The organism is Mesorhizobium sp. Cs1321R2N1, from assembly GCF_037179725.1.
Classification (GTDB): Bacteria; Pseudomonadota; Alphaproteobacteria; order Rhizobiales; family Rhizobiaceae; genus Mesorhizobium; species Mesorhizobium salmacidum.
In genome coordinates this window covers 35,916-55,992 of sequence record NZ_JAPYKP010000030.1, presented here as the reverse complement: position 1 = coordinate 55,992, position 20,077 = coordinate 35,916, and the positions used below count along the sequence as shown (strand labels likewise).

At 63.6% G+C, this 20,077-nt stretch carries 18 protein-coding genes; 10 read left to right on the top strand and 8 right to left on the bottom strand.

All coding sequences use genetic code 11. The annotated features are described in order from the left end of the window. The 4 genes from O7A61_RS11120 to O7A61_RS11105 form a co-directional block, all read left to right on the top strand. Positions 1 to 870, top strand: an 870-nt coding sequence (locus tag O7A61_RS11120; protein WP_337129814.1) for an SEL1-like repeat protein, incomplete at its 5' end; no start/stop codon positions are given. Between the two features lie 193 nt (positions 871 to 1,063). Beyond that, complete coding sequence (locus O7A61_RS11115) at positions 1,064 to 1,987, top strand: sulfite exporter TauE/SafE family protein (RefSeq protein WP_027141986.1); 924 nt, start codon at positions 1,064 to 1,066, stop codon at positions 1,985 to 1,987. Next, positions 1,987 to 2,775 carry a TIGR02186 family protein gene (locus tag O7A61_RS11110; protein ID WP_337129813.1) on the top strand — a complete coding sequence of 263 codons (789 nt, stop codon included), beginning with the start codon at positions 1,987 to 1,989 and terminating at the stop codon, positions 2,773 to 2,775. The genes O7A61_RS11115 and O7A61_RS11110 overlap by 1 nt, the downstream gene beginning before the upstream one ends. Positions 2,776 to 2,937: 162 nt before the next feature. Then, positions 2,938 to 4,194 (top strand): Hsp70 family protein, encoded by a 1,257-nt coding sequence (locus tag O7A61_RS11105; RefSeq protein ID WP_337129812.1) that lies wholly within the window; start codon positions 2,938 to 2,940, stop codon positions 4,192 to 4,194. A 2-nt stretch (positions 4,195 to 4,196) separates the two neighbouring features. Here O7A61_RS11105 and O7A61_RS11100 read toward each other — a convergent pair whose 3' ends face one another. Beyond that, a complete protein-coding gene (locus tag O7A61_RS11100) occupies positions 4,197 to 5,093 on the bottom strand; it encodes a LysR substrate-binding domain-containing protein (protein ID WP_337129811.1) in 897 nt (298 codons plus the stop codon). Positions 5,094 to 5,371: 278 nt separating this feature from the next. On the opposite strand from O7A61_RS11100, the gene O7A61_RS11095 reads away from it, so the two are divergent. The 5 genes from O7A61_RS11095 (at position 5,372) to O7A61_RS32585 (ending at position 10,939) form a co-directional block, all read left to right on the top strand. Further along, the gene (locus O7A61_RS11095; protein ID WP_337129810.1) at positions 5,372 to 8,302 is read left to right on the top strand and encodes a molybdopterin oxidoreductase family protein; all 2,931 of its coding nucleotides are present in this window, start codon (positions 5,372 to 5,374) and stop codon (positions 8,300 to 8,302) included. Further along, the gene (locus O7A61_RS11090) at positions 8,299 to 9,033 is read left to right on the top strand and encodes a 4Fe-4S dicluster domain-containing protein (RefSeq protein ID WP_337129809.1); all 735 of its coding nucleotides are present in this window, start codon (positions 8,299 to 8,301) and stop codon (positions 9,031 to 9,033) included. The genes O7A61_RS11095 and O7A61_RS11090 overlap by 4 nt, the downstream gene beginning before the upstream one ends. 6 nt (positions 9,034 to 9,039) lie before the next feature. Continuing rightward, a complete protein-coding gene (locus tag O7A61_RS11085) occupies positions 9,040 to 9,975 on the top strand; it encodes a dimethyl sulfoxide reductase anchor subunit family protein (protein WP_337129808.1) in 936 nt (311 codons plus the stop codon). Between the two features lie 242 nt (positions 9,976 to 10,217). Continuing rightward, positions 10,218 to 10,772, top strand: coding sequence for a tetratricopeptide repeat protein (locus O7A61_RS11080; RefSeq protein ID WP_337129807.1), 555 nt, complete (start codon positions 10,218 to 10,220; stop codon positions 10,770 to 10,772). Continuing rightward, positions 10,736 to 10,939 (top strand): hypothetical protein, encoded by a 204-nt coding sequence (locus O7A61_RS32585; RefSeq protein ID WP_442921063.1) that lies wholly within the window; start codon positions 10,736 to 10,738, stop codon positions 10,937 to 10,939. The genes O7A61_RS11080 and O7A61_RS32585 overlap by 37 nt, the downstream gene beginning before the upstream one ends. A 24-nt stretch (positions 10,940 to 10,963) precedes the next feature. Here the strand turns inward: O7A61_RS32585 and pdeM are convergent, their stop codons facing one another. From pdeM to O7A61_RS11055, 5 genes are all read right to left on the bottom strand, one after another. Beyond that, on the bottom strand, positions 10,964 to 11,680 hold the full coding sequence (pdeM, locus tag O7A61_RS11075) for a ligase-associated DNA damage response endonuclease PdeM (protein WP_337129806.1): 717 nt from the start codon (positions 11,678 to 11,680) through the stop codon (positions 10,964 to 10,966). Next, positions 11,677 to 14,211 (bottom strand): ligase-associated DNA damage response DEXH box helicase, encoded by a 2,535-nt coding sequence (locus O7A61_RS11070; protein WP_337129805.1) that lies wholly within the window; start codon positions 14,209 to 14,211, stop codon positions 11,677 to 11,679. The genes pdeM and O7A61_RS11070 overlap by 4 nt, the downstream gene beginning before the upstream one ends. A gap of 66 nt (positions 14,212 to 14,277) precedes the next feature. Beyond that, a complete protein-coding gene (locus tag O7A61_RS11065; protein WP_337129804.1) occupies positions 14,278 to 15,138 on the bottom strand; it encodes a C40 family peptidase in 861 nt (286 codons plus the stop codon). 30 nt (positions 15,139 to 15,168) lie between these two features. Further along, positions 15,169 to 15,519 carry a MarR family winged helix-turn-helix transcriptional regulator gene (locus tag O7A61_RS11060; protein ID WP_337129803.1) on the bottom strand — a complete coding sequence of 117 codons (351 nt, stop codon included), beginning with the start codon at positions 15,517 to 15,519 and terminating at the stop codon, positions 15,169 to 15,171. A gap of 70 nt (positions 15,520 to 15,589) precedes the next feature. Next, positions 15,590 to 16,954, bottom strand: coding sequence for a leucyl aminopeptidase family protein (locus tag O7A61_RS11055; protein ID WP_337129802.1), 1,365 nt, complete (start codon positions 16,952 to 16,954; stop codon positions 15,590 to 15,592). A 131-nt stretch (positions 16,955 to 17,085) separates the two neighbouring features. Here O7A61_RS11055 and O7A61_RS11050 point away from each other — a divergent pair, with 131 nt between their 5' ends. Next, positions 17,086 to 17,916, top strand: a complete 831-nt coding sequence (locus O7A61_RS11050; protein WP_337129819.1) for a tetratricopeptide repeat protein — start codon at positions 17,086 to 17,088, stop codon at positions 17,914 to 17,916. 84 nt (positions 17,917 to 18,000) lie between these two features. Here O7A61_RS11050 and O7A61_RS11045 read toward each other — a convergent pair whose 3' ends face one another. Both O7A61_RS11045 and O7A61_RS11040 read right to left on the bottom strand, forming a co-directional pair. After that, positions 18,001 to 19,026, bottom strand: a complete 1,026-nt coding sequence (locus tag O7A61_RS11045) for a type II secretion system F family protein (protein WP_337129801.1) — start codon at positions 19,024 to 19,026, stop codon at positions 18,001 to 18,003. Positions 19,027 to 19,035: 9 nt separating this feature from the next. Next, a complete protein-coding gene (locus O7A61_RS11040; protein WP_337129800.1) occupies positions 19,036 to 20,049 on the bottom strand; it encodes a type II secretion system F family protein in 1,014 nt (337 codons plus the stop codon). Positions 20,050 to 20,077 lie beyond the last annotated feature (28 nt).

Here is a 20,077-nt window from a genome sequence, read left to right as displayed (position 1 = left end):
ACAGCCACGACCAAGTTCGACATCCCGGCAGATGCCGGCCCGGCGGCCTTGCGTGACGCCGCCGCCGGTGGCGACGCCAAGGCACTGTTCGAGGTCGGCTCGCGCTACGCCGAGTCGCGCGGCGTCAAGGAAGACATGGCTGTGGCCGCCAGATGGTATGAGAAGTCGGCGGAACTCGGCTTCGCGCCGGCCGAATACCGCATCGGCAATTTCTACGAAAAGGGCATCGGCGTCGCGCGCGACATCAAGAAGTCGAAGACCTGGTACCAGCTCGCCGCCGCGCAGGGCAACGCCAGCGCCATGCACAATCTGGCGGTGCTGTTCGCCATGGCCGCCGACGGCGCGACCGACAATGAATCGGCCGCGCACTGGTTCCAGGAGGCCGCCGACCTCGGCGTCAAAGACAGCCAGTTCAATCTCGGCATCCTCGCCGCCAAGGGCGTCGGCATGAAGCAGAACCTGGAGGAGTCCTACAAATGGTTCGCGCTGGTCGCCAAGACCGGTGACAAGGATGCCGCGGCCAAGCGCGACCAGATCGCCAATGCGCTGCGGCCCGAGCAACTCGAGCGGGCGCGCGCAGCGACCGAACTGTGGAAGGCCAAGCCGCTCAACGCGGCGGCCAATTCGGTGGACATTCCTGAATCCTGGCAGGAAGGCACGCCGCAGACGACCGCCGGCATCGACATGAAGAAGGCTGTCAAGAACATCCAGCTCATCCTCAACAAGAACGGCTATGACGCCGGCGGTGCCGACGGCGTGATGGGCGGGAAGACCAAGAACGCGATCATCGCTTTCCAGACCGCCAACAAGCTGCCGGCGACCGGCGCGGTCGACGAGAAACTGGTCAAGGCATTGCTGGCGCGCAAATAACGGCAGAAGCGTCGTTTCCACGACGCCCTTGCCATATATTTGCCTGTTAACTGATTGAGTTGTCTTTTTGTTTCGGCGCGGTGGCGGGATTTGACCCCGCTGCCGCGTCGTCGCAAGAGAAAATTGGCTTTTCGATGCGATACTGTCCGCAACGGCTTTATTCGCCGACAGGCAAACTGATCGAGACTGACGGGTGGGCATCTATCTCCCGATCGCGGAAATTTCCGTCAACGTCTTCGTGCTGCTGGCCATGGGCGCCGCGGTGGGCTTCCTGTCGGGCATGTTCGGGGTGGGTGGCGGCTTCCTCATCACACCGCTCTTGATCTTCTACAACATCCCCCCGGCGATCGCGGTCGCCACGGGCGCCAACCAGGTCATCGCTTCTTCCGTCTCCGGCGTCCTTTCGCACATGAAGCGAGGCACACTCGACTTCAAGCTCGGCGGCGTGCTCCTGGCCGGCGGCATCGTCGGGTCCACCGCCGGCATCTACGTGTTCGGCTTCCTGCGCAGGCTCGGCCAGCTCGACCTGTTCATCTCGCTGCTCTACGTCGTGCTGCTCGGCACCGTCGGCGGGCTGATGCTGGTCGAAAGCATCAACGCGCTGCGCGCCACGCGCAGCGGGGCGGCACCGGTGCTGAAGAAATCCGGCCAGCACAACTGGATCCACCGCCTGCCGCTGAAGATGCGCTTCCGCGCGTCGAAACTGTTCGTCAGCGTCATTCCGGTGCTCGGGCTTGGCGCCGGCATCGGCTTCCTGTCGTCGATCATGGGCGTCGGCGGCGGCTTCATCATGGTGCCGGCGCTGATCTATCTGTTGAAAGTGCCGACCAACGTCGTCATCGGCACCTCGCTGTTCCAGATCATCTTCACCTCCGCCTACACGACGCTGGTTCACGCCACCACCAACCAGACCGTCGATGTGATGCTGGCCTTCCTCTTGATGGCCGGCGGCGTGGCCGGGGCACAATATGGCGCCAAGGCCGGCCAGCGGCTGCGCGGCGAGCAATTGAGAGCCCTGCTGGCGCTGCTGGTGCTGGCGGTGGCGATCCGGCTCGCTACCGATCTGTTCGTCACGCCACCCAACCTTTATTCGCTGTCCGGCGCGGGCCTCAACTGATGAATGGCCTGAAAGCGCTCGCAACTGTCGCTTTCCTGTCCCTGACCGCCGCCGCGCCGGCGAAGGCGCAAACGCCGCTGACGGAAGGCATCCAGATCGGCCTCTCCACCGACGCGGTGTCGATCACCGCCGGTTTTTCCGGCGCCGACCTGACCATTTTCGGTTCGCTGGAAAATCCCGATCCGCTGGTGGCACGCCAGGGCCGTTACGACGTCATCGTCGTGCTCGAAGGGCCACCAAAACCGGTGGTGGTGCGCCGCAAGGACCGGGTGCTGGGCGTCTGGGTCAATCTGGATTCCGAGACCTTCGAGAACGTGCCGGTGTCTTATTCTGTGGCGACGACGCGGCCGTTGCAGGACATCACCGAACCCAATGGCTACAAGCAACTGTCGCTCGGCGCCTCCAACCTTTACATGCAGCCCGCCGATGCCGGTGACAGTCCGGCGACGATCGAGGAGTTCACAGCGGCGCTGCGCGAGCGCAAGGCCGCCGCCGGCCTCTACAGCGAGAATGTCGGCGGCGTGCAATTCCTGTCGCAGAACTTGTTTCGCGCCACCGTCAGGCTGGCGCCTAATGTGTCGGTCGGCACGCACAAGGCGCGCGCGTTCCTATTCAAGAGCGGCCTCTTCGTGAAGGAGAGTTCGGCACAACTCGAAATCCGCAAATCAGGCTTCGAACAATCGATCTTCCGCGTCGCCCACGACTATTCGTTCCTCTACGGCGTGTTCGCCATATCGCTGGCCATGGTGACGGGCTGGCTCGGCCGGCTGGTGTTCCGCAAAGATTGATGCTGCGGGAAAAGAGGGGTTCCCCTTTTCCCCGCCATGCGATAAACCGCCGCCTCCCAGCCCAGGGGCAAACACGCACATACAATTGGCAAGAGCGGTCCGGGATGACAACGCGATGCGTCGCGCTGTTTTGCCGCCGTGAAACAATGACAGGAGGCTGCAATGCATCAGGCATTCGGCGGCATCGACTTCGGCACGTCCAATTCCACGGTGGGCGTGATCCGGAACGGCAAGGCACGGCTGGTCGCGCTGGAGGGCGAACAACCCACTTTGCCAAGCGCCGTGTTCTTCAACTTCGAGGACGGCCATACCTATTTCGGCCGTCGCGCGATCGGCGATTACACCGACAGCATCGAAGGCCGCCTGATGCGCTCTTTGAAGAGCGTGCTCGGCAGTTCGCTCGCCCACGAGAAGACGCGTATCAAGGCGCGCCAGATCGGCTTCATCGACATTATCGGCCTGTTCATCGGTCATCTGAGGACGCGGCTGGAGGCGGACGCCGGCGGCGTGGTGGAGAGCGTGGTGCTCGGCCGCCCGGTGCAGTTCGTCGATGACGATGCGCAAGCCGACGCGGAGGCGCAAGGCGAACTCGAGAAGGCTGCCCGCGCCCAGGGCTTCAAGCATATCGCTTTCCAGTTCGAGCCGATCGCCGCGGCGCTCGACTACGAGCAGAAGGTGACGCGCGAGGAATTGGCGCTGATCATCGACATGGGCGGCGGCACCTCGGATTTCTCAATCGTGCGGGTCTCGCCGGAGCGCTCGCGATCGACCGACCGCAAGGACGACATCCTGGCCAGCCGCGGCATCCATATCGGCGGTACCGATTTCGACCGGTTGCTGAGCATCGCCCATGTCATGCCGCAGCTCGGCTACCTCTCCGCGACCAAGGACGGCAAACGCAATCTGCCGGCCAGCTACTTCATCGATCTCGCCACATGGCAGCGGATCAACCTGGTCTACACCGCCAAGGCGATGACGCATCTGCGCCAGATCCGCTACGAGGCCGTGCGCGCCGACCTGGTGGACCGTTTCATCCACATCGTCGAGCACCGCTACGGGCACGCTCTGGCGGCACTGGTCGAGAAAGCCAAGATAGAGCTGACCGACAGGTCATCGGCGGACGTGGCGGTGAAGCTGCCGGACGTGGCGTTCGCCGCCGGGATCACGCGCGAGGGGCTAGAGGCCACGATCGCGCGGGATATCGAGCGGGTCACCGAGACGGTGGCGCAGACCATCCGCGACGCCGGAGTCAAGCCGTCCGACATCACCGCGGTATTCCTGACCGGCGGATCGACGGCGATTCCGCTGGCAAGGCGGGAAATCCTGTCGCTGGTGCCGCAGGCTTCCGTCATCGACGGCGATATGTTCGGATCGGTCGGGCTTGGCCTGGCGCTCGACGCGCAGCGGAAGTTCGGCTGATCCTACCCTGACCCGTTCATCTCCGCGGCCAGATGCGCCTTAAGCGCCATCTGGGCCAGGCTTGCCTGACGGTCGCGATGAGTGATCATGGCGAAGTCGCGCTTCGGCAATTCGATCGGCACGGCTCTCAGGCTCCCCTCGGCGACCGCGCGCCCGACGACGAGCTCCGAAATGATGGTCGCGCCGGCGCCGGCTTCGACGGCCTGACGAACCGCCTCGTTGCTGGGCAGCACCAGGAATATCCTGAGGTCAGCGAGCGAAATCCCCTCGCGGCGCGCCAGATCCTCCAGCACCTCGCGCGTGCCGGAGCCGCCCTCGCGGATGATCCAGCGCAGGCCGGTGATGTCGGGGCGGCCCGGCGCGATTTCGACGATCTTGGGATGGGAGCTGGCAACGACCAGCATCAACCGGTCGGTATCGACCTTGGCGCGGCGCAATATGTCGGATTCGGTGCGCCCTTCGACCAGGCCGAGATCGGCGGTTCCATCGAGCACGCTGGCCTCGACCTGCCTTGTGTTGCCGATGGTGACGCTAAGCCTGACGGCTGGATGCGCCTCGTGGAAGGAGGCCAGCCGGCGCGGCAGCCAGTAGCTGGCGATGGTCAGGCTGGCGGCGATGGAGAGGCTGCCGGCGACCGTCTGCGAAACATGTTCCAGCACGTTGCGGGCGGCGGCGGCGCGCTCCAGCACGGCCTTGGCCTCGGGCAGGAACCGGTGGCCGGTCTGGGCCAGCTCGATGTTGCGGCCGACGCGGTTGAACAGATGGACGCCGTGCTGCTCTTCCAGCGCGCGAATGGCCGCCGACGCGGCCGATTGGGAGATGCCCAGGAGCTTGGCTGCCTTGGTCATGTGGCCGCGCTCGGCGACGGCGACGAAAATGCGCAACTGATCCAGGGTCATGCGCGCATTAAGAACCAATATCGATCGAATTTACAAGAACAACTGATTAGACGGATCGATAGCTTTATTCTACTTTTTAGGAAGAAGTTAGAAAAAATTCGCCAGTGGATCGCGAAGGATAAAATGATCGGGCGGTTCAGATCCCTGGTTGCGCATTGGACCCGCGGCATCCGACGGCGGTTGGCCGGTGATCGATACCACCCGGAAGAGCATTACATGCGCGGCCCCGGGCCGAAGACGCGAGCCAAATCCGCCGGCCGCGCGAGCAGCACGGGATCATGATGCAAGGACCGCCGCGCGGCGCCAATTCAGCCCCTTCGCAACGCCAGCTTGCCGACACGCGGGCGCCCGATGAGGGCGATGGCGTCGACACCTCGCCTGACGTTTCCGACAGCATCGCCAAGACGACCTGCTACATGTGCGCCTGCCGCTGCGGCATCGACGTGCATCTCAAGGACGGCAAGGTCCGCTACATAAACGGCAACAAGGATCATCCGGTCAATCGCGGCGTAATCTGCGGCAAGGGCAGCTCCGGCATCATGCAGCACTACAGCCCGGCCAGGCTGAAGAAGCCATTGCTGCGCACCGGTCCGCGCGGCTCGGGCGAGTTCCGCGAGATCGAGTGGGAGGAAGCCTTCTCGATCGCCACCGAGCGGCTGTCGAGTATCCGCCGCACCGATCCTAAAAAACTCGCCTTCTTCACCGGGCGTGACCAGTCGCAATCCTTGACAGGCTGGTGGGCTAGCCAGTTCGGCACGCCGAACTTCGCCGCCCATGGCGGCTTTTGTTCGGTGAACATGGCGGCCGGGGGCCTTTACACGATCGGCGGCTCGTTCTGGGAGTTCGGCGAACCCGATTGGGACAACACGAAATACTTCATGCTGTTCGGCGTCGCCGAGGACCATGACTCCAACCCGATCAAGATCGGGCTGGGCAAGCTCAAGGCGCGCGGCGCCAAGGTGGTCTCGATCAATCCGTGCCGGACCGGCTACAATGCGATCGCCGACGACTGGATCGGCATCCGGCCCGGCACCGACGGCCTGTTCGTGTTCGCGCTGATCCACGAATTGTTGAAGGCGGGCCGCGTCGATCTCGATTATCTGCTCCGCTACACCAACGCGCATGTCCTGGTTATCCAGGAGCCGGGCGCGGCCGATGACGGGCTGTTCGTGCGCGACAGCGACGGCAATCCGCTGGCATGGGACAGAGTGGCGAAGCATCCGGTGAACGCCACCTATACCGACGCCAAACCGGCACTGACCGGCAGCTGCGATGTCGATGGCCGCCGCTGCGTGCCGGTATTCCAGCTCATTGCGGACCGCTATCTCGACGAGAGCTACGCGCCCGATGCGGTCGCGGAGCGTTGCGGCATCTCCGCCGGAACGATCCGCCGGATCGCCGCCGAACTGGCCCACGTCGCCTTCGAACAGGCAATCGAATTGCCGGTCGCGTGGACCGACTGGGCGGGGCGCCGGCATGAGACGATCAAGGGACGCCCCGTTTCGATGCACGCGATGCGCGGCATCTCGGCCCATTCCAACGGCTTTCACACCTGTCGCGCCATTCACCTGCTGCAGGTTGTGTTGGGCACGGTGGATGTTCCCGGCGGCTTCCGCTTCAAGCCGCCCTACCCCAGATCCGCCCCGCCGGGCCCGAAGCCCTGCGGCAAGGAGGTGAGGCCGATGACGCCGCTCGACGGCATGCCGCTCGGTTTCGTCTGCGGACCCGACGATCTGCTGGTCGACGATGCGGGCACGCCGCTGCGCATCGACAAGGCCTACTCCTGGGATTCGCCGCTTGCAGCGCACGGTTTGATGCACACCGTCATCCGCAACGCCTGGGCCGGTGATCCGTACAAGATCGACACGCTGATGATGTACATGTCGAACATGGCCTGGAATTCCTCGATGAACACGGTCGAGACCATGGCCATGCTCACGGACCATGATGAAGCGGGCAACTACAGGATCCCCTTCATCATCTATTCCGACGCCTACTACTCCGAGACCGTGCCGTTCGCCGACCTCGTCCTGCCCGACACCACCTATCTCGAGCGTCATGACTGCATCAGCCTGCTCGACCGGCCTATCAGCCATGCCGACGGACCGGGCGACGCCATCCGCCATCCGGTCGTCGAGCCCGACCGCGACGTCAGACCGTTCCAGTCGGTGCTGATCGAACTCGGCGCGCGGCTTGGCTTGCCCGGCTTCGTCGATGACGGCGGCTCGGCGACGTACCGCGACTACGCCGACTACATCGTCAATCATGAACGCACGCCCGGTATCGGCCCGCTCGCCGGCTGGCGCGGCAAGGATGAAACCTCGATCGGCAAGGGCGAAGTCAATCCCAACCAGTTGCAACGCTACATCGACAATGGCGGTTTCTGGCACCACGACTTTGCCGACGACCAGCGCTACTACAAGATGGCCAACCGCTCCTATCTCGATTTCGCGGTGCAACTGGGCTTCATCCCGAAGGCCGAGCCGATCGTCTTCCAGCTCTATTCCGAACCGATGCAACGCTTCCGCCTCGCCGCGCGCGGCCATGGTCGGGTGGTGCCGCCGCAGACGCAGCGCGAGCGCGTCGAGACCTACATGGATCCACTGCCGTTCTGGTACATGCCGTTCGAGGAAGCGGCCGTCGACCTTGGAAAATATCCGCTGCACGCGCTGACGCAGCGGCCGATGCACATGTACCATTCCTGGGGTTCGCAAAACGCGTGGTTGCGGCAGATCACCAGCCAGAACCGGCTGTTCGTACATCACCGGACCGCAGCCGGCCTCGGCCTCGCCGACGACGACTGGGTGTGGATCGAGAGCATCAACGGCAAGGTGAAGGGGCAGATCAAGCTGGTCGACGGGTTGAACGAGAGCACGGTCTGGACCTGGAACGCGATCGGCAAAAGGCGCGGCAGCTGGGGGCTGAAGGACGATGCCGCCGAGAGCAATCGCGGCTTCCTGCTCAACCACATCATCGGTGACCAGATTTATGCTGACGCCAGCGGCAAACGCTATTCGAATTCCGATCCGGTCACGGGACAAGCTGCGTGGTTCGATCTGCGCGTCCGCATCGTCAAATGCGCGGCTGAAGAGGCCGGCTTCACCGAACCGCAATTCGAGCGTTTTCACCAGCCACCGCACTTCGAGCCCTCGCCGGACAAGCTCACTTTCGGCGCCGGGTTTCGGCAGGCAAGAGAGGCGGCCGAATGACCTGTCTTCCAAATCCAGGCGGCAAGAAACTTGGCCTCGTCATCGACCTCGACACCTGTGTCGGTTGCCAGGCCTGCGTCACCGCCTGCAAGGAGTGGAATACCGGCGGCCACATGGCGCCGCTGACCGACATCGACCCCTATGGCGGCCATGTCGACGGGGTCTGGTTCAACCGTGTGCACAGTTACGAGCACATCACCGAGATGGGGGGGCGCACGGTGAATTTCCCGCGCTCCTGCCTGCATTGCGAGACGCCGGCCTGCGTCACCGTCTGCCCGACGGGCGCCTCCTACAAGCGGGCCTCCGATGGCATCGTACTGATCGACGAGGACAAGTGCATCGGCTGCAAATTGTGCAGCTGGGCCTGCCCCTATGGCGCGCGCGAATTCGACACGGATATCGGCGTGATGAAGAAATGTACGCTCTGCGTCGACCGCATCTACAACGACAATCTGGCCGAAGGGGACCGCGTGCCGGCCTGCGTCGCCGCCTGCCCGACCAGCGCTCGGCATTTCGGCGACCTCGGCGATCCCCAATCCCCCGTTTCGCAACTGGCGGCCGAGCGGGGCGGTGTCGACCTGATGCCGGAACTCGGCTATCGCCCGACCAACAAATACCTGCCGCCGCGCGCACACACACAACGCGCCGCATCGGTGGCCGCTCCCGCGCTGGAGCCGGTACGGGCCGAGGGCGGTTTCCTCGGCTGGGTCGACCGCATGCTTTCGAGCTGATCGTCCATGCATCCAGCTTTTTCGGTCGTCTTCTTCACCACCGCCACGGGTGCCGGCTATGGGCTGCTCGCGCTGCTCGGCATGCTCGGCCCGCTCGGCTTCATCGCACCCGATTTCTGGCCGGGCTTCGTCGGCATGGGGCTGGCGCTCGGCCTGATCGCCGGGGGCCTGTTGTCGTCGACCGGCCATCTCGGCAGGCCCGAACGTGCCTGGCGGGCGTTCTCGCAATGGCGCAGTTCATGGCTGTCACGCGAAGGCGTCGCCTCGGTCGCTACCTTCATTCCCGCAGGCCTTTTCGGGATCGGCTGGATCTTCCTTGGCCGCCTCGATGGCTGGGTGGCGGCCGCAGGCGTTCTGGCCACCTTCGGTGCCATAGCCACCGTCTGCATGACCGGCATGATCTATGCCTCGCTGAAGCCGATTGCGCAGTGGCACAGCCCCTATACCTTGCCCGGTTATCTCATCTTCTCGGCGATGAGCGGCAGTGTGCTTGTCAACGCCCTGCTGCAAGGCTTTGCGCTCGGCTCGACGATCCCGCTTGCAGCTTCCGTACTGCTCACCTTGCTTGGCTGGGGTTGGAAACTGGCGACCTGGCGCTACAACGACCAGCTTGAAATCCAGACCAACGCCAACACCGCGACCGGGCTCGTCGGCGGCACTGTACGATCCCTGGAATGGCCGCATACCGAGGAAAACTACCTGCTCAAGGAAATGGGCTTCCGCATCGCGCGCAAGCACAGCGCGAAACTGCGCCGGGTCACGCAGGCGCTGGCCTTCGGTTTGCCGACCTTGCTGCTGATCCCCGCCTTCGCCTTGCCGTGGCCGTTTGCTGCGGTGTCGTCGGCGCTCGCCGCGATCGCCCAGTTCGCCGGTATGCTGGTCGAACGCTGGCTGTTCTTCGCCGAGGCGAAGCACACGGTCACGCTCTATTACGGGCGATAGAGGGTAAGACGCTGGGCCAAGCATAATCTTGATCCGAACCCGGAAATGAAAAACGTGACAGAATGCCCAAGCGTGTCGGCTGGTTGGCGGATAGCCGCGAATCCCAACATTGACTTGGGTTGAGACTTCAATGATTTTGTTGTCGTTCGATAGCGTCGTCGCAGGACTAACATTAGGAGATCAAGTGACGAACTCCACTGCTGCCTCTAGTTCAGCATCACTGTTCCCATGGGCGTTTTGCTTTGCCTGGATCTTGGTTTTTTTTACCTCACAATTCTTTGGCAGGCGGCGTCGAAGCCGACGCCGCCTTTGAAGCGAAGAACTATACAGAAGCGTACAAAGAATGGGCGGCTCTCGCCCAAAAAGGCGATGTTACTGGACAATTCAATGTCGGTTTTCTGTATTCTAGGGGACTTGGTGTTCCACTGGACTATTCCAAAGCTGCGGAATGGTGGGGTAAGGCGGCGGATCAGGGCATGGCAGTCGCCGAGTTGAATCTTGGACTTTTGTATTCCTGGGGTAAGGGCGTTCCGCTGGATGACACCAAAGCGGCGGAGCTATGGCACAGGGCGGCGATCCAGGGTTTGTCAGAAGCTCAGCAATATCTTGGATATGTGTATTCCGTCGGGAAGGGAGTGCCCCAAAGTGGGGCGGACGCAACTCTTTGGTTAACCAGAGCAGCGGAGCAGGGTAACGTTGACGCGCAAATTAATCTCGGCGCCGCTTATCTGACCGGCGAAATTGTAGATAAAACCCCAAGCTGGCCTTTCATTGGTACGAAAGGGCTGCGCAACTGAACAATGGCAGGGCCCAATTCAACGTGGGATTGATGTATCTTAAAGGCGTTGGAGTTGAGGAAAATGCTGTGCTTGCCGTCCAATGGCTAAAACGCTCGGCAGCGCAGGGATACCACGGCGCGGAAGAAGCGCTTGATCGCGTTCAAGCTGCGCTTAAGAAAACTTGAGCTCGCCAAGAGCTCCCGACGATCTCAGCCCGGCCGCAGCATCGAGCCTGAAATCGCGAAGATGCGGTCCGCGCCAAGCATATAGGCCATCAGCGTCTCCAGGCGAAACAGGCCGGCATAGGCGCGGTCGAGCACGTTGAGCGAGCCGGTATAGGCACCGAAGGCAGGCATGATCATGCGGCCGCCGTCGCCGGCAAAGCAGCGCCGCCGCACCGAGCGGCCTTGTTGCACAATACGGGCGCAGGGATGCAGGTGGCCCGATATTTCGCCCTCGACCCATACTTTCGATGGCTCATGCCGGAACAGCAGCGAGCCTATGGCCAGTTCCCGCACGGTCTCGCCGGGCAGGTCCGCGGGCGCTTCCGGGTCGTGATTGCCGGCGACCCAGAACCAGTCACGGCCCGTCATCAGCGCTTCCAGTCGTTCGCGGAAGCTCGAATGCATGCGCTCGGCGCCGCCGCCGTCGTGAAAGGAGTCACCCAGGCTGATGACGATCGACGGCTGGTAGTCTGATATGACCGCCTGCAGCCGCAGCAGGGTCGCGCCGGTATCGTAGGGTGGGATCAGCGTGCCGCGCCTTGCCAGCGACGAGCCCTTCTCCAGATGCAAGTCCGATACTGTCAGCAGCCTGAGCTCGGGAAAATAGAGCACGCCGCGCGGATCGCAGACCGCGCGCTCACCCGCGATGCCGACAAAGTCGGCCTCGGCGATCAGCGACGCGCGCGCCAGCGAAAAGTTCATTCGTCAATCATCCCAGACCCCATGGCCTCTTCGACCAGCGTCGCCGCATCCATCAGCAGCGTTTCATCGGCCTCGCCGTTCACCGGCATCTTGCCGATCTCGAGCATGATCGGCACGGCAAGCGGCGATATCTGTTCGAGCGCCTTATGCATGATTCTACCCTGGATGCGCGAGAGCATGTCGGCAAGTCTGCTGACATCGAGCAGGCCGGTCGCCGCATCGGCACGCGTCGCCTGAAGCAGGATGTGGTCCGGCTCATGGCTGCGCAGCACATCGTAGATCAGGTCTGTCGAAACGGTGACCTGGCGGCCGCTCTTCTCCTGGCCGGGGTGGCGTTTTTCGATCAGGCCCGAGATCAGCGCGCAATTGCGGAAAGTGCGCTTGAGAAGCCAGCTGTCGGCCAGCCAGGCCTCGAGATCGTCGCCCAGCATATCCTGATCGAACAGTGCGCCGAGTGAAGGCTTCCTGGCTTTGAACATGGCGCCCATGTCGCCCAGCGACCATATGGCGAGCGCATAGTCGGTGGCGACAAAGCCGAGCGGCCTGGCGCCCGCCCTGTCGAGGCGGCGGGTGAGCAGCATGCCAAGCGTCTGGTGCGCCAGCCTGCCCTCGAAAGGATAGGCGACCAGATAGTGGCGGTTGCCGCGCGGAAAGGTCTCGATCAGCAAATCGTCGCGCTTGGGCAGCATCGATTTGTCCGACTGGAACCGCAGCCAGTCGGCCACTTGCTCCGGCAGCTTCTTCCAGCGCTGCGGATCGTCCAGCATGATGCGGACCTGCTCGGCAAGGTAGGTCGAGAGCGGAAACTTGCCGCCGCCATAATAGGGCACCTTGGCGTCGCTGCCGGGCGCGTTCGAGACGAAGCATTCATTTTCGCGGATGCCTTCGAAGCGCAGTACCTTGCCGGCGAACATGAAGGTGTCGCCATGCGTCAAGGTTTCGAGGAACGCCTCCTCGATCTTGCCGAGCACGCGGCCGCCATGCGACGCCGAGCCTTTGCTGCCGGCCTTGACGTAACGCACGTTGAGCGCGGGCACCTCGATGATGGTGCCGACATTCAGCCTGTATTGCTGGGCGACGCGCGGATTGGATACGCGCCACAGTCCATCCTTGTTCAGGCGGATGCGGGCGTAGCGCTCATAATTCTTCAGCGCGTAACCGCCGGTGGCGACGAAATCGACGACGCGATCGAATGTCGGACGATCGAGGCCTGAATAGGGTGCCGCCGTTCGCACTTCTTCATACAGGTCATCGGCGCGGAACGGTGCGCCGCAAGCGCAGCCGAGCACATGCTGCGCCAGCACGTCGAGCCCGCCATCGACCAGCGGCGGCGTATCCTGCGCGCCGAGATAATTGGCGTCGAGTGCTGCCCGGCATTCCAGCACCTCGAAACGGTTGGCGGGAATCAGGATCGCCTTCGACGGCTCATCCATGCGGTGGTTGGCACGGCCGATGCGCTGCGCCAGCCGGCTGGCACCCTTCGGCGCACCGACATGCACGACCAGATCGACATCGCCCCAGTCGATGCCGAGATCGAGCGTCGAGGTGGCGACGATGGCGCGCAGCGCGTTCTCGCCCATCGCCTTCTCCACGCGCCGGCGCTGGGCGACGTCGAGCGAACCATGGTGAAGCGCGATCGGCAAGGTGTCCTCGTTGACGCGCCACAACTCCTGGAACAGCAGCTCCGCCTGGCTGCGCGTGTTGACGAACAGCAGGGTCGTCTTGTGGCGCTTGATCTCGCGGTAGATTTCCGGCGTGGCGTAGCGCGCCGAGTGCCCCGCCCACGGCACGCGCTCCTCGGAATCGAGGATCGAGATTTCGGGCTTCGCACCGCCCGTCACAGTGATCAATTCCGCCATATCACCCGGCGGGTTCTGGCTGACCAGCCAGCGCCGCAATTCGCCCGGCTCAGCCACCGTCGCCGACAGGCCGATCGTCTGCAGGCCAGGGACGAAGCTGCGCAGCCGCGCCAGCCCAAGCGCCAGCAGATGGCCGCGCTTGGACGTCACCAGCGAATGCAATTCGTCGAGCACGACATAGCGCAGATTCTCGAAGAAGCGCCTCGCATCGCCTGCCGCGATCAGCAGCGCCAGTTGCTCCGGCGTGGTGAGCAGGATATCGGGCGGCGCAAGCTTCTGGCGCTGGCGCTTGTGGGCGGGGGTGTCGCCGGTGCGCGTTTCGATGGTGACTGGCAGACCGATCTGCTCGACCGGCTTGCCGAGATTGCGCTCGATGTCGACGGCCAACGCCTTCAGCGGCGAGATATACAGCGTGTGGATACCGCGCCGCGCCTGGCCTGGTTTTCGCCTCGGCCTGACGGCCAGTTCGGTCAGCGACGGCAGGAAGCCGGCCAGCGTCTTGCCGGCGCCGGTCGGCGCGATCAACAGCACAGATTGCCCGGCCTGGGCCTTCGCCAGGAGTTCGATCTGATGCGCGCGCGGCGACCAGCCTTTCTCGCCGAACCATTCTACGAATGGCTCGGGCAAGACGACGGCGGCATTCTGGTCTGCGAGGCGCGGCAGCTCGGTCACCCGCCAGAGGTAGCGCGGCGGCGCGCAATCGCCAAGCAGAATCGGAACAAAAGGGGATCGAAAGCCTTACGGCCGCCGGAACCCCATCGGCACGCCATAGAGATAACCGATGCGGGCGATGGCTTCCTTCAGACCTTCGCGCGACACCAGCATGGTGTGGCCGTTGGCGTGGATCATGGTCTCGGCGTCGGTCATGATGGCGACATGGCCTTTCCAGAACACAAGGTCTCCACGTCGCAGCCCCGTAAAATCGGGGCCGGGCTGAAGCGGCTCGCCGACCGACACGGCCTGCATGTCGGAATCGCGCAGCACATCCTCGCCGGCCATGCGCATGGCCAGTTGCACCAGGCCGGAGCAATCGATGCCGAAGCCGGAAACACCGCCCCAGAGATAGGGCGTGCCGAGAAACGTCTCGGCCACGGACACATAGTCGCCGGCCACTTCGCCGATCGGGCGCAGATGGCCAGCGATCAAGGCTTCACCGGAGGGCAGCAGTGCATAGTGCGTGCCGCGCGTTTCGGCGGCACCCGTCACGGTTACCGTCGATCCCATCGACAATTGCCCGGCAATCGGAAAGCGCAGATCGGGACCGGGATACAGGAACGTGCGCGGCACCGAGACGATATGGGTGGGCGCATGGTCCCGCTCGCCCAGCATGGTGTCGGCGACATAGCCAACATAACCGTCTCGCTCGGCCTGGATCCAGGCCCAGCCTTCTCTATCCTCGAAAACCAGGACATCGTCGCCGAACAGAGCTTGCGTGTTGACGCCCGAATCCAGCGTCGGCGCCTTGCGGATATCGGCCACCGGGACCGAAATCCGCGCCGGCCGACCCGCTACGAAACGGTCGGCAGCGACCTCACCTTTCAATCTGGCATCGGCGAGATCGGAGCGGAAGGCGTGCAGGCGGGGGTCGTGGGCGGTCAAATCGGCAATCCAGTTAGATAGGAAAATTGTTCAGATCGGCAGGTCGTGGGCCTTGGCAACGATACCATCGCCGAAGCGCTCGACAAAGAGCGCGCCTTCGACAGTGCGCTTGATCAGGACATTGCGCTTGTCGAGCTCGTCGCGATGGCGCGACACCAGTTTCAGCGCGCCCATCGTGTCTAGCGCGCGTGTGATGACCGGCTTGGTGACGCTGAGGCGGGCGGCAAGACCACGCACCGTATGCGGCGGCGGATCGAGATAGATGGTGAACAGGATCGCCGTCTGGCGCATGGTGAGATCAGGCGCGTCCTCGCGCACCTGCGACAGCATCACTTGCTGCCACAGTCGCAAGGCCTGGCTCGGGCGCATCGCAATCGACATCGCGCCAGCATGACGGCAAATTGTTTCGGTTCCGTTTCAGTTTCTGCAATTTGCCGGCTCTGCTTGCGCATCAGGCATAGCGTGTCGACATGATCCGCTCCAACGCCCGGATGCCTTGCGCCTCGCCACCGGCGGGGCCGTGCGGACGATCGGCGGGGTTCCAGGCGAAGATGTCGAAATGCGCCCAGCTTGCCGTCTTCTCGACGAAGCGCTTGAGGAACAGCGCGGCCGTGATCGAGCCGGCGAAACCGTCCGTGGTGACGTTGTTGATGTCGGCGATCTTCGACGACAGTTTCGCGTCGTAGGGCCGCCATAGCGGCATGCGCCACAGCGGATCCTCGACCGCGATGGAGGCGGCCGCCAGCTCCGCGGCAAGCGCGTCGTCATCGGTGTAGAAGGGCGGCAGGTCGGGGCCTAGCGCGACGCGGGCTGCTCCGGTCAGGGTCGCCATGTCGACCAGAAGCTGTGGTTCCTCTTCGTCGGCAAGCGCCAGCGCGTCGCCCAGCACCAGCCTCCCTTCCGCGTCCGTATTTCCGATCTCGACTGATATGCCCTTGCGGCTCGCCAGCACGTCACCGGGGCGGAAGGCATTGCCGGCAATCGAATTCTCGACCGCGGGGATCAGCACCCGCAGCCGTACGTTGAGCCCGGCCGCCATGATCATCGAAGCCAGGCCAAGCACATTGGCCGCGCCACCCATGTCCTTCTTCATCAGGAGCATGCCCGAAGAAGGCTTGATATCGAGGCCGCCCGTATCGAAGCAGACACCCTTGCCAACCAAAGTCACCTTCGGCGCGCCTTGCTGCCCCCATGTCATGTCGATCAGGCGCGGCGCATCGGGCGAGGCACGGCCGACGGCGTGGATCATAGGGAAATTCTGTGTGAGCAGGTCGTTGCCCTTGATGACGGAGACTTCGGCCTTGTGGGTCCCAGCCAGGACCCGCACTGCCCTCTCGAGATCGTCCGGCCCCATCTCGTTGGTCGGTGTGTTGACGAGGTCACGCGTCAGGAAAACGCCGTCGGCGATGCGGCGAACGCGCTGCGCATTGACGCCGGCCGGCAATTCGAAGCGCAGCGCCTTGCCCGGCTTCTTGCCATAGCGGGTAAAGACATAGCCGCCGAGCGCCAGCGCGACCGCCGCGAGTTCAGGCTCGGCCGGCGCCGAGGCGAAGTGCCAGTCGCCTTCCGGCAGGGTTTTCGACAACGCGCCCAGACCGAGCGCGCCCTCACCGTCGCCAAGACCGAACACGGCGCCGCCGAGCACGCCGTTCTCGCCGGGCACGACCAGCGTCCTGCCGGCCTCGCCGGAAAAGCCGTTTGCCTTGGCCCAAGCGACAATAGACGGCGACAGACCGGCCGCGTCCAGCCCGTCCCTGGCGACCAGATGGATCGGCAGCGGGTTCTTCAGCTTGTTCTCGACCAGTTCCACGGACATCAGACGTTTCTCCTGCCGAACTCGCCCGAGTCGGCGTTTCTTAACCCTCCGTTAGGGTTAACAGAATATTTCTGCTGGAGGGAAGATGGCTACGCAATGGCCACGCGCATGAATGGAGGCCCAGGGTGCCGATGCCGACCAACCGCACGATAAACATCCGGGGAAAGCGGCTCATCGCCACGGCATTCATGCTGGCGCTCGCGGCAGGTGTCGCGGGATGCGCAACCGACAAGCTCACCACCGGCTCGATCGGACGCACCGGCAGCAAACCGCTGGAGACGATGTCGGCGGGAGAATTGCACAACGCCACGGCCGCTCTTGGCCAGTCCTATGCGAGGAACCCCACCGACAAGCGAATCGCCACCAATTTCGCGGCGGCGCTGCAGATGGATGGGGATGCCGACCAGTCGCTCGCCGTGATGCGCAAGCTGGCGATCGCCTATCCCAAGGACCGCGACGTGCTCGCCGCCTATGGCAAGGCGCTGGCCGCCAACGGCCAGTTCGAGGCGGCGCTCGATGCGGTGCGCCGCGCACAGACGCCGGAATATCCCGACTGGAGGCTGGTGTCGGCGGAGGCGGCCATCCTCGATCAGACCGGCCAGAAGGACGAGGCGCGCCAACTCTACCGCAAGGCCCTCGAACTCAAGCCGAACGAGCCCTCGATCCTTTCCAATCTCGGCATGTCCTATGTGCTGGAAGGGGATCTGCGCACCGCCGAGACCTATATGCGGTCGGCCGCCCAGCAGTCGAACGCCGACAGCCGGGTGCGCCAGAACCTGGCGCTCGTCGTCGGCCTGCAGGGCCGTTTCGACGAAGCCGAGAAGATCGCCTCGCAGGAACTTTCGCCCGAACAGGCACAGGCCAACGTCGCCTATCTCAGGCAGATGCTGGCCCAGCAGAACGCCTGGAGCCAGCTCAAGGACCAGGACAAGGCGAAACCGGCGAAAACCGCCACCAACTGATCGCCGCGGGCTTACCGCAAATCGTAAAAGCCGCGCTCGATTGCAGCGCGGCTTTTTGTCTCCGCAGACGGATTCTGCGTTGGTTTACTGGCTGGTCGACGCGGCCGCCCCGGGATGATCGCCGAAGATACCGCGCTGGCTGACCTGGATGCCCGCCGGCCCCAGGATGATGGCGAACAGCACCGGCAGGAAGAACAAGATCATCGGCACGGTGAGTTTGGGCGGCAGGGCGGCCGCCTTTTTCTCGGCGGCGTTCATGCGCATGTCGCGGCTTTCGGCGGCGAGCACGCGCAGCGCGTGCGCCACCGGCGTACCGTAGCGCTCGGCCTGGACAAGGGCCTGCGACACAGACTTGACCGATTCCAGCCCCGTGCGGCTGGCCAGGTTCTCGTAAGCCTGCTTGCGCTCCTGCAGATAGGAGAGCTCGGCGTTGGTCAGGATGAATTCTTCCGCCAGGGCCACCGACTGCGCGCCGATCTCGTCGGCGACCTTGCGCAGCGCGGCTTCCACCGACATGCCGGACTCCACGCAGATGAGCATCAGGTCGAGCGCATCCGGCCACGCCATCTGGATCGACTGCTTGCGCTTGGTCGCGCGATTGTTGACGTAGAGGACCGGCGCGTAGAAGCCGCAATAGGCAACCAGGACGCAAACGAACAGCCGGACCACCAATGGCTTGTCGGGCAATCCTCCGAGCACGAAAATATAGAACAGACCGAGCGCGAAGCCGACAAAAGGAAGCACCAGGCGGAAGAACAGAAAACGCGTTAGCGGATTCTGCCCGCGAAAGCCGGCAACCTTGAGCTTTTGCAAGGTGGCCTCGTCGGCCAACGCACGCCGCAGATCGAGCCGGTCGACAATGTTGCGCATGCCGACCGACTGTTGCTCGCGCAGACCTTTGCGGCGGCGATCGGCCTCGGTCGCAAGCCGCGCGCGCTGCTTGGCGCGAAGCTCATCACGCTCCAGCGCGACCGATTTCATGCGCGCCTTGAGCTGGTTTCCGCCAAACGCCGGGAGCAGCGTAAAGACGGTTGCGAACACGGCGATAGCGACCAGCAGCGCAATCAGGAAGCTGGGATCCGTCAGTGATTTGATGGCTTGTTCGGTCATGCCGCGGCCCTAGACTTCAAAGTTCATCATCTTGCGCATCACGAAGATGCCGATCGACATCCAGACGGCGGCGAAACCGAGTATCAAATGGCCGACGCTGGTCGTGAACAGCGGCATCAGATAGTTGGGACTGGAGAGATAGACGAGAAAGGCGACGATGAAAGGCAAGGCGCCGATGATGGCGGCGGATGCTTTCGCTTCCATCGACAGTGCCGCGACCTTGGCCTTCATCTTCTTGCGGTCGCGCAACACGCGCGAAAGGTTACCCAGCGCCTCGGAGAGATTGCCGCCGGCCTGCGACTGGATCTGGATGACGATGCCGAAGAAACTCGCCTCGGTGCACGGCATGGTTTCGGGCATGCGCAAGGTCGCGTCGGGGATCGACAGGCCCATCTGCTGCGAATCGACTATCCGGCGAAACTCGGCCTTCACGGGTTCAGGCGATTCATTGGCGATCAGGCGTATGGCGTCGTTCAGCGGCAGGCCGGACTTGACCGCCCGCACGATGATGTCGAGCGCGTTTGGAAATTCGTTGAGGAATGCCTTGACGCGGCGGGTACGACGAAAGGAGACGAACCAACGCGGCAGGCCGAGCGCTCCGGCGAGCAGCACACCGGGCAAGACAATCATCGGCGCTCCGGCCATGAACGCGACGATTGCCAGTGCGAGGCCGAATACGGCCGAATAGATATAGAAACGCTCGATCGGCACCTTCATCCCAGCCTGGCGAAGCTGGGCTTTCAGCGGCGGCTTCTTGACGGCGGTGTCCTTGGTCTTCTGCTTCTCGTCGAGTTCCTTCAGTGAATCCTGCACCGATTTGCGGCGCTTGGCGGCGTCCGCCGCCCGGTCACGGGTCGCCTTGACAACAGAACGGTCCGTCTCGGCGGCCTTGATCGTTTCAAGTCGCTTTCCGGCCTGTTTCTCATTGCTGATCTGGGTGAACAGAAATGCATAGGCGACCGCGCCGGCGCTGAAGCCGGCGAGCACTACAAACGCCAATACGGTGCCGTCAATTCCAAACATCGACCAGAACCTTCACGCCCGCGGATGC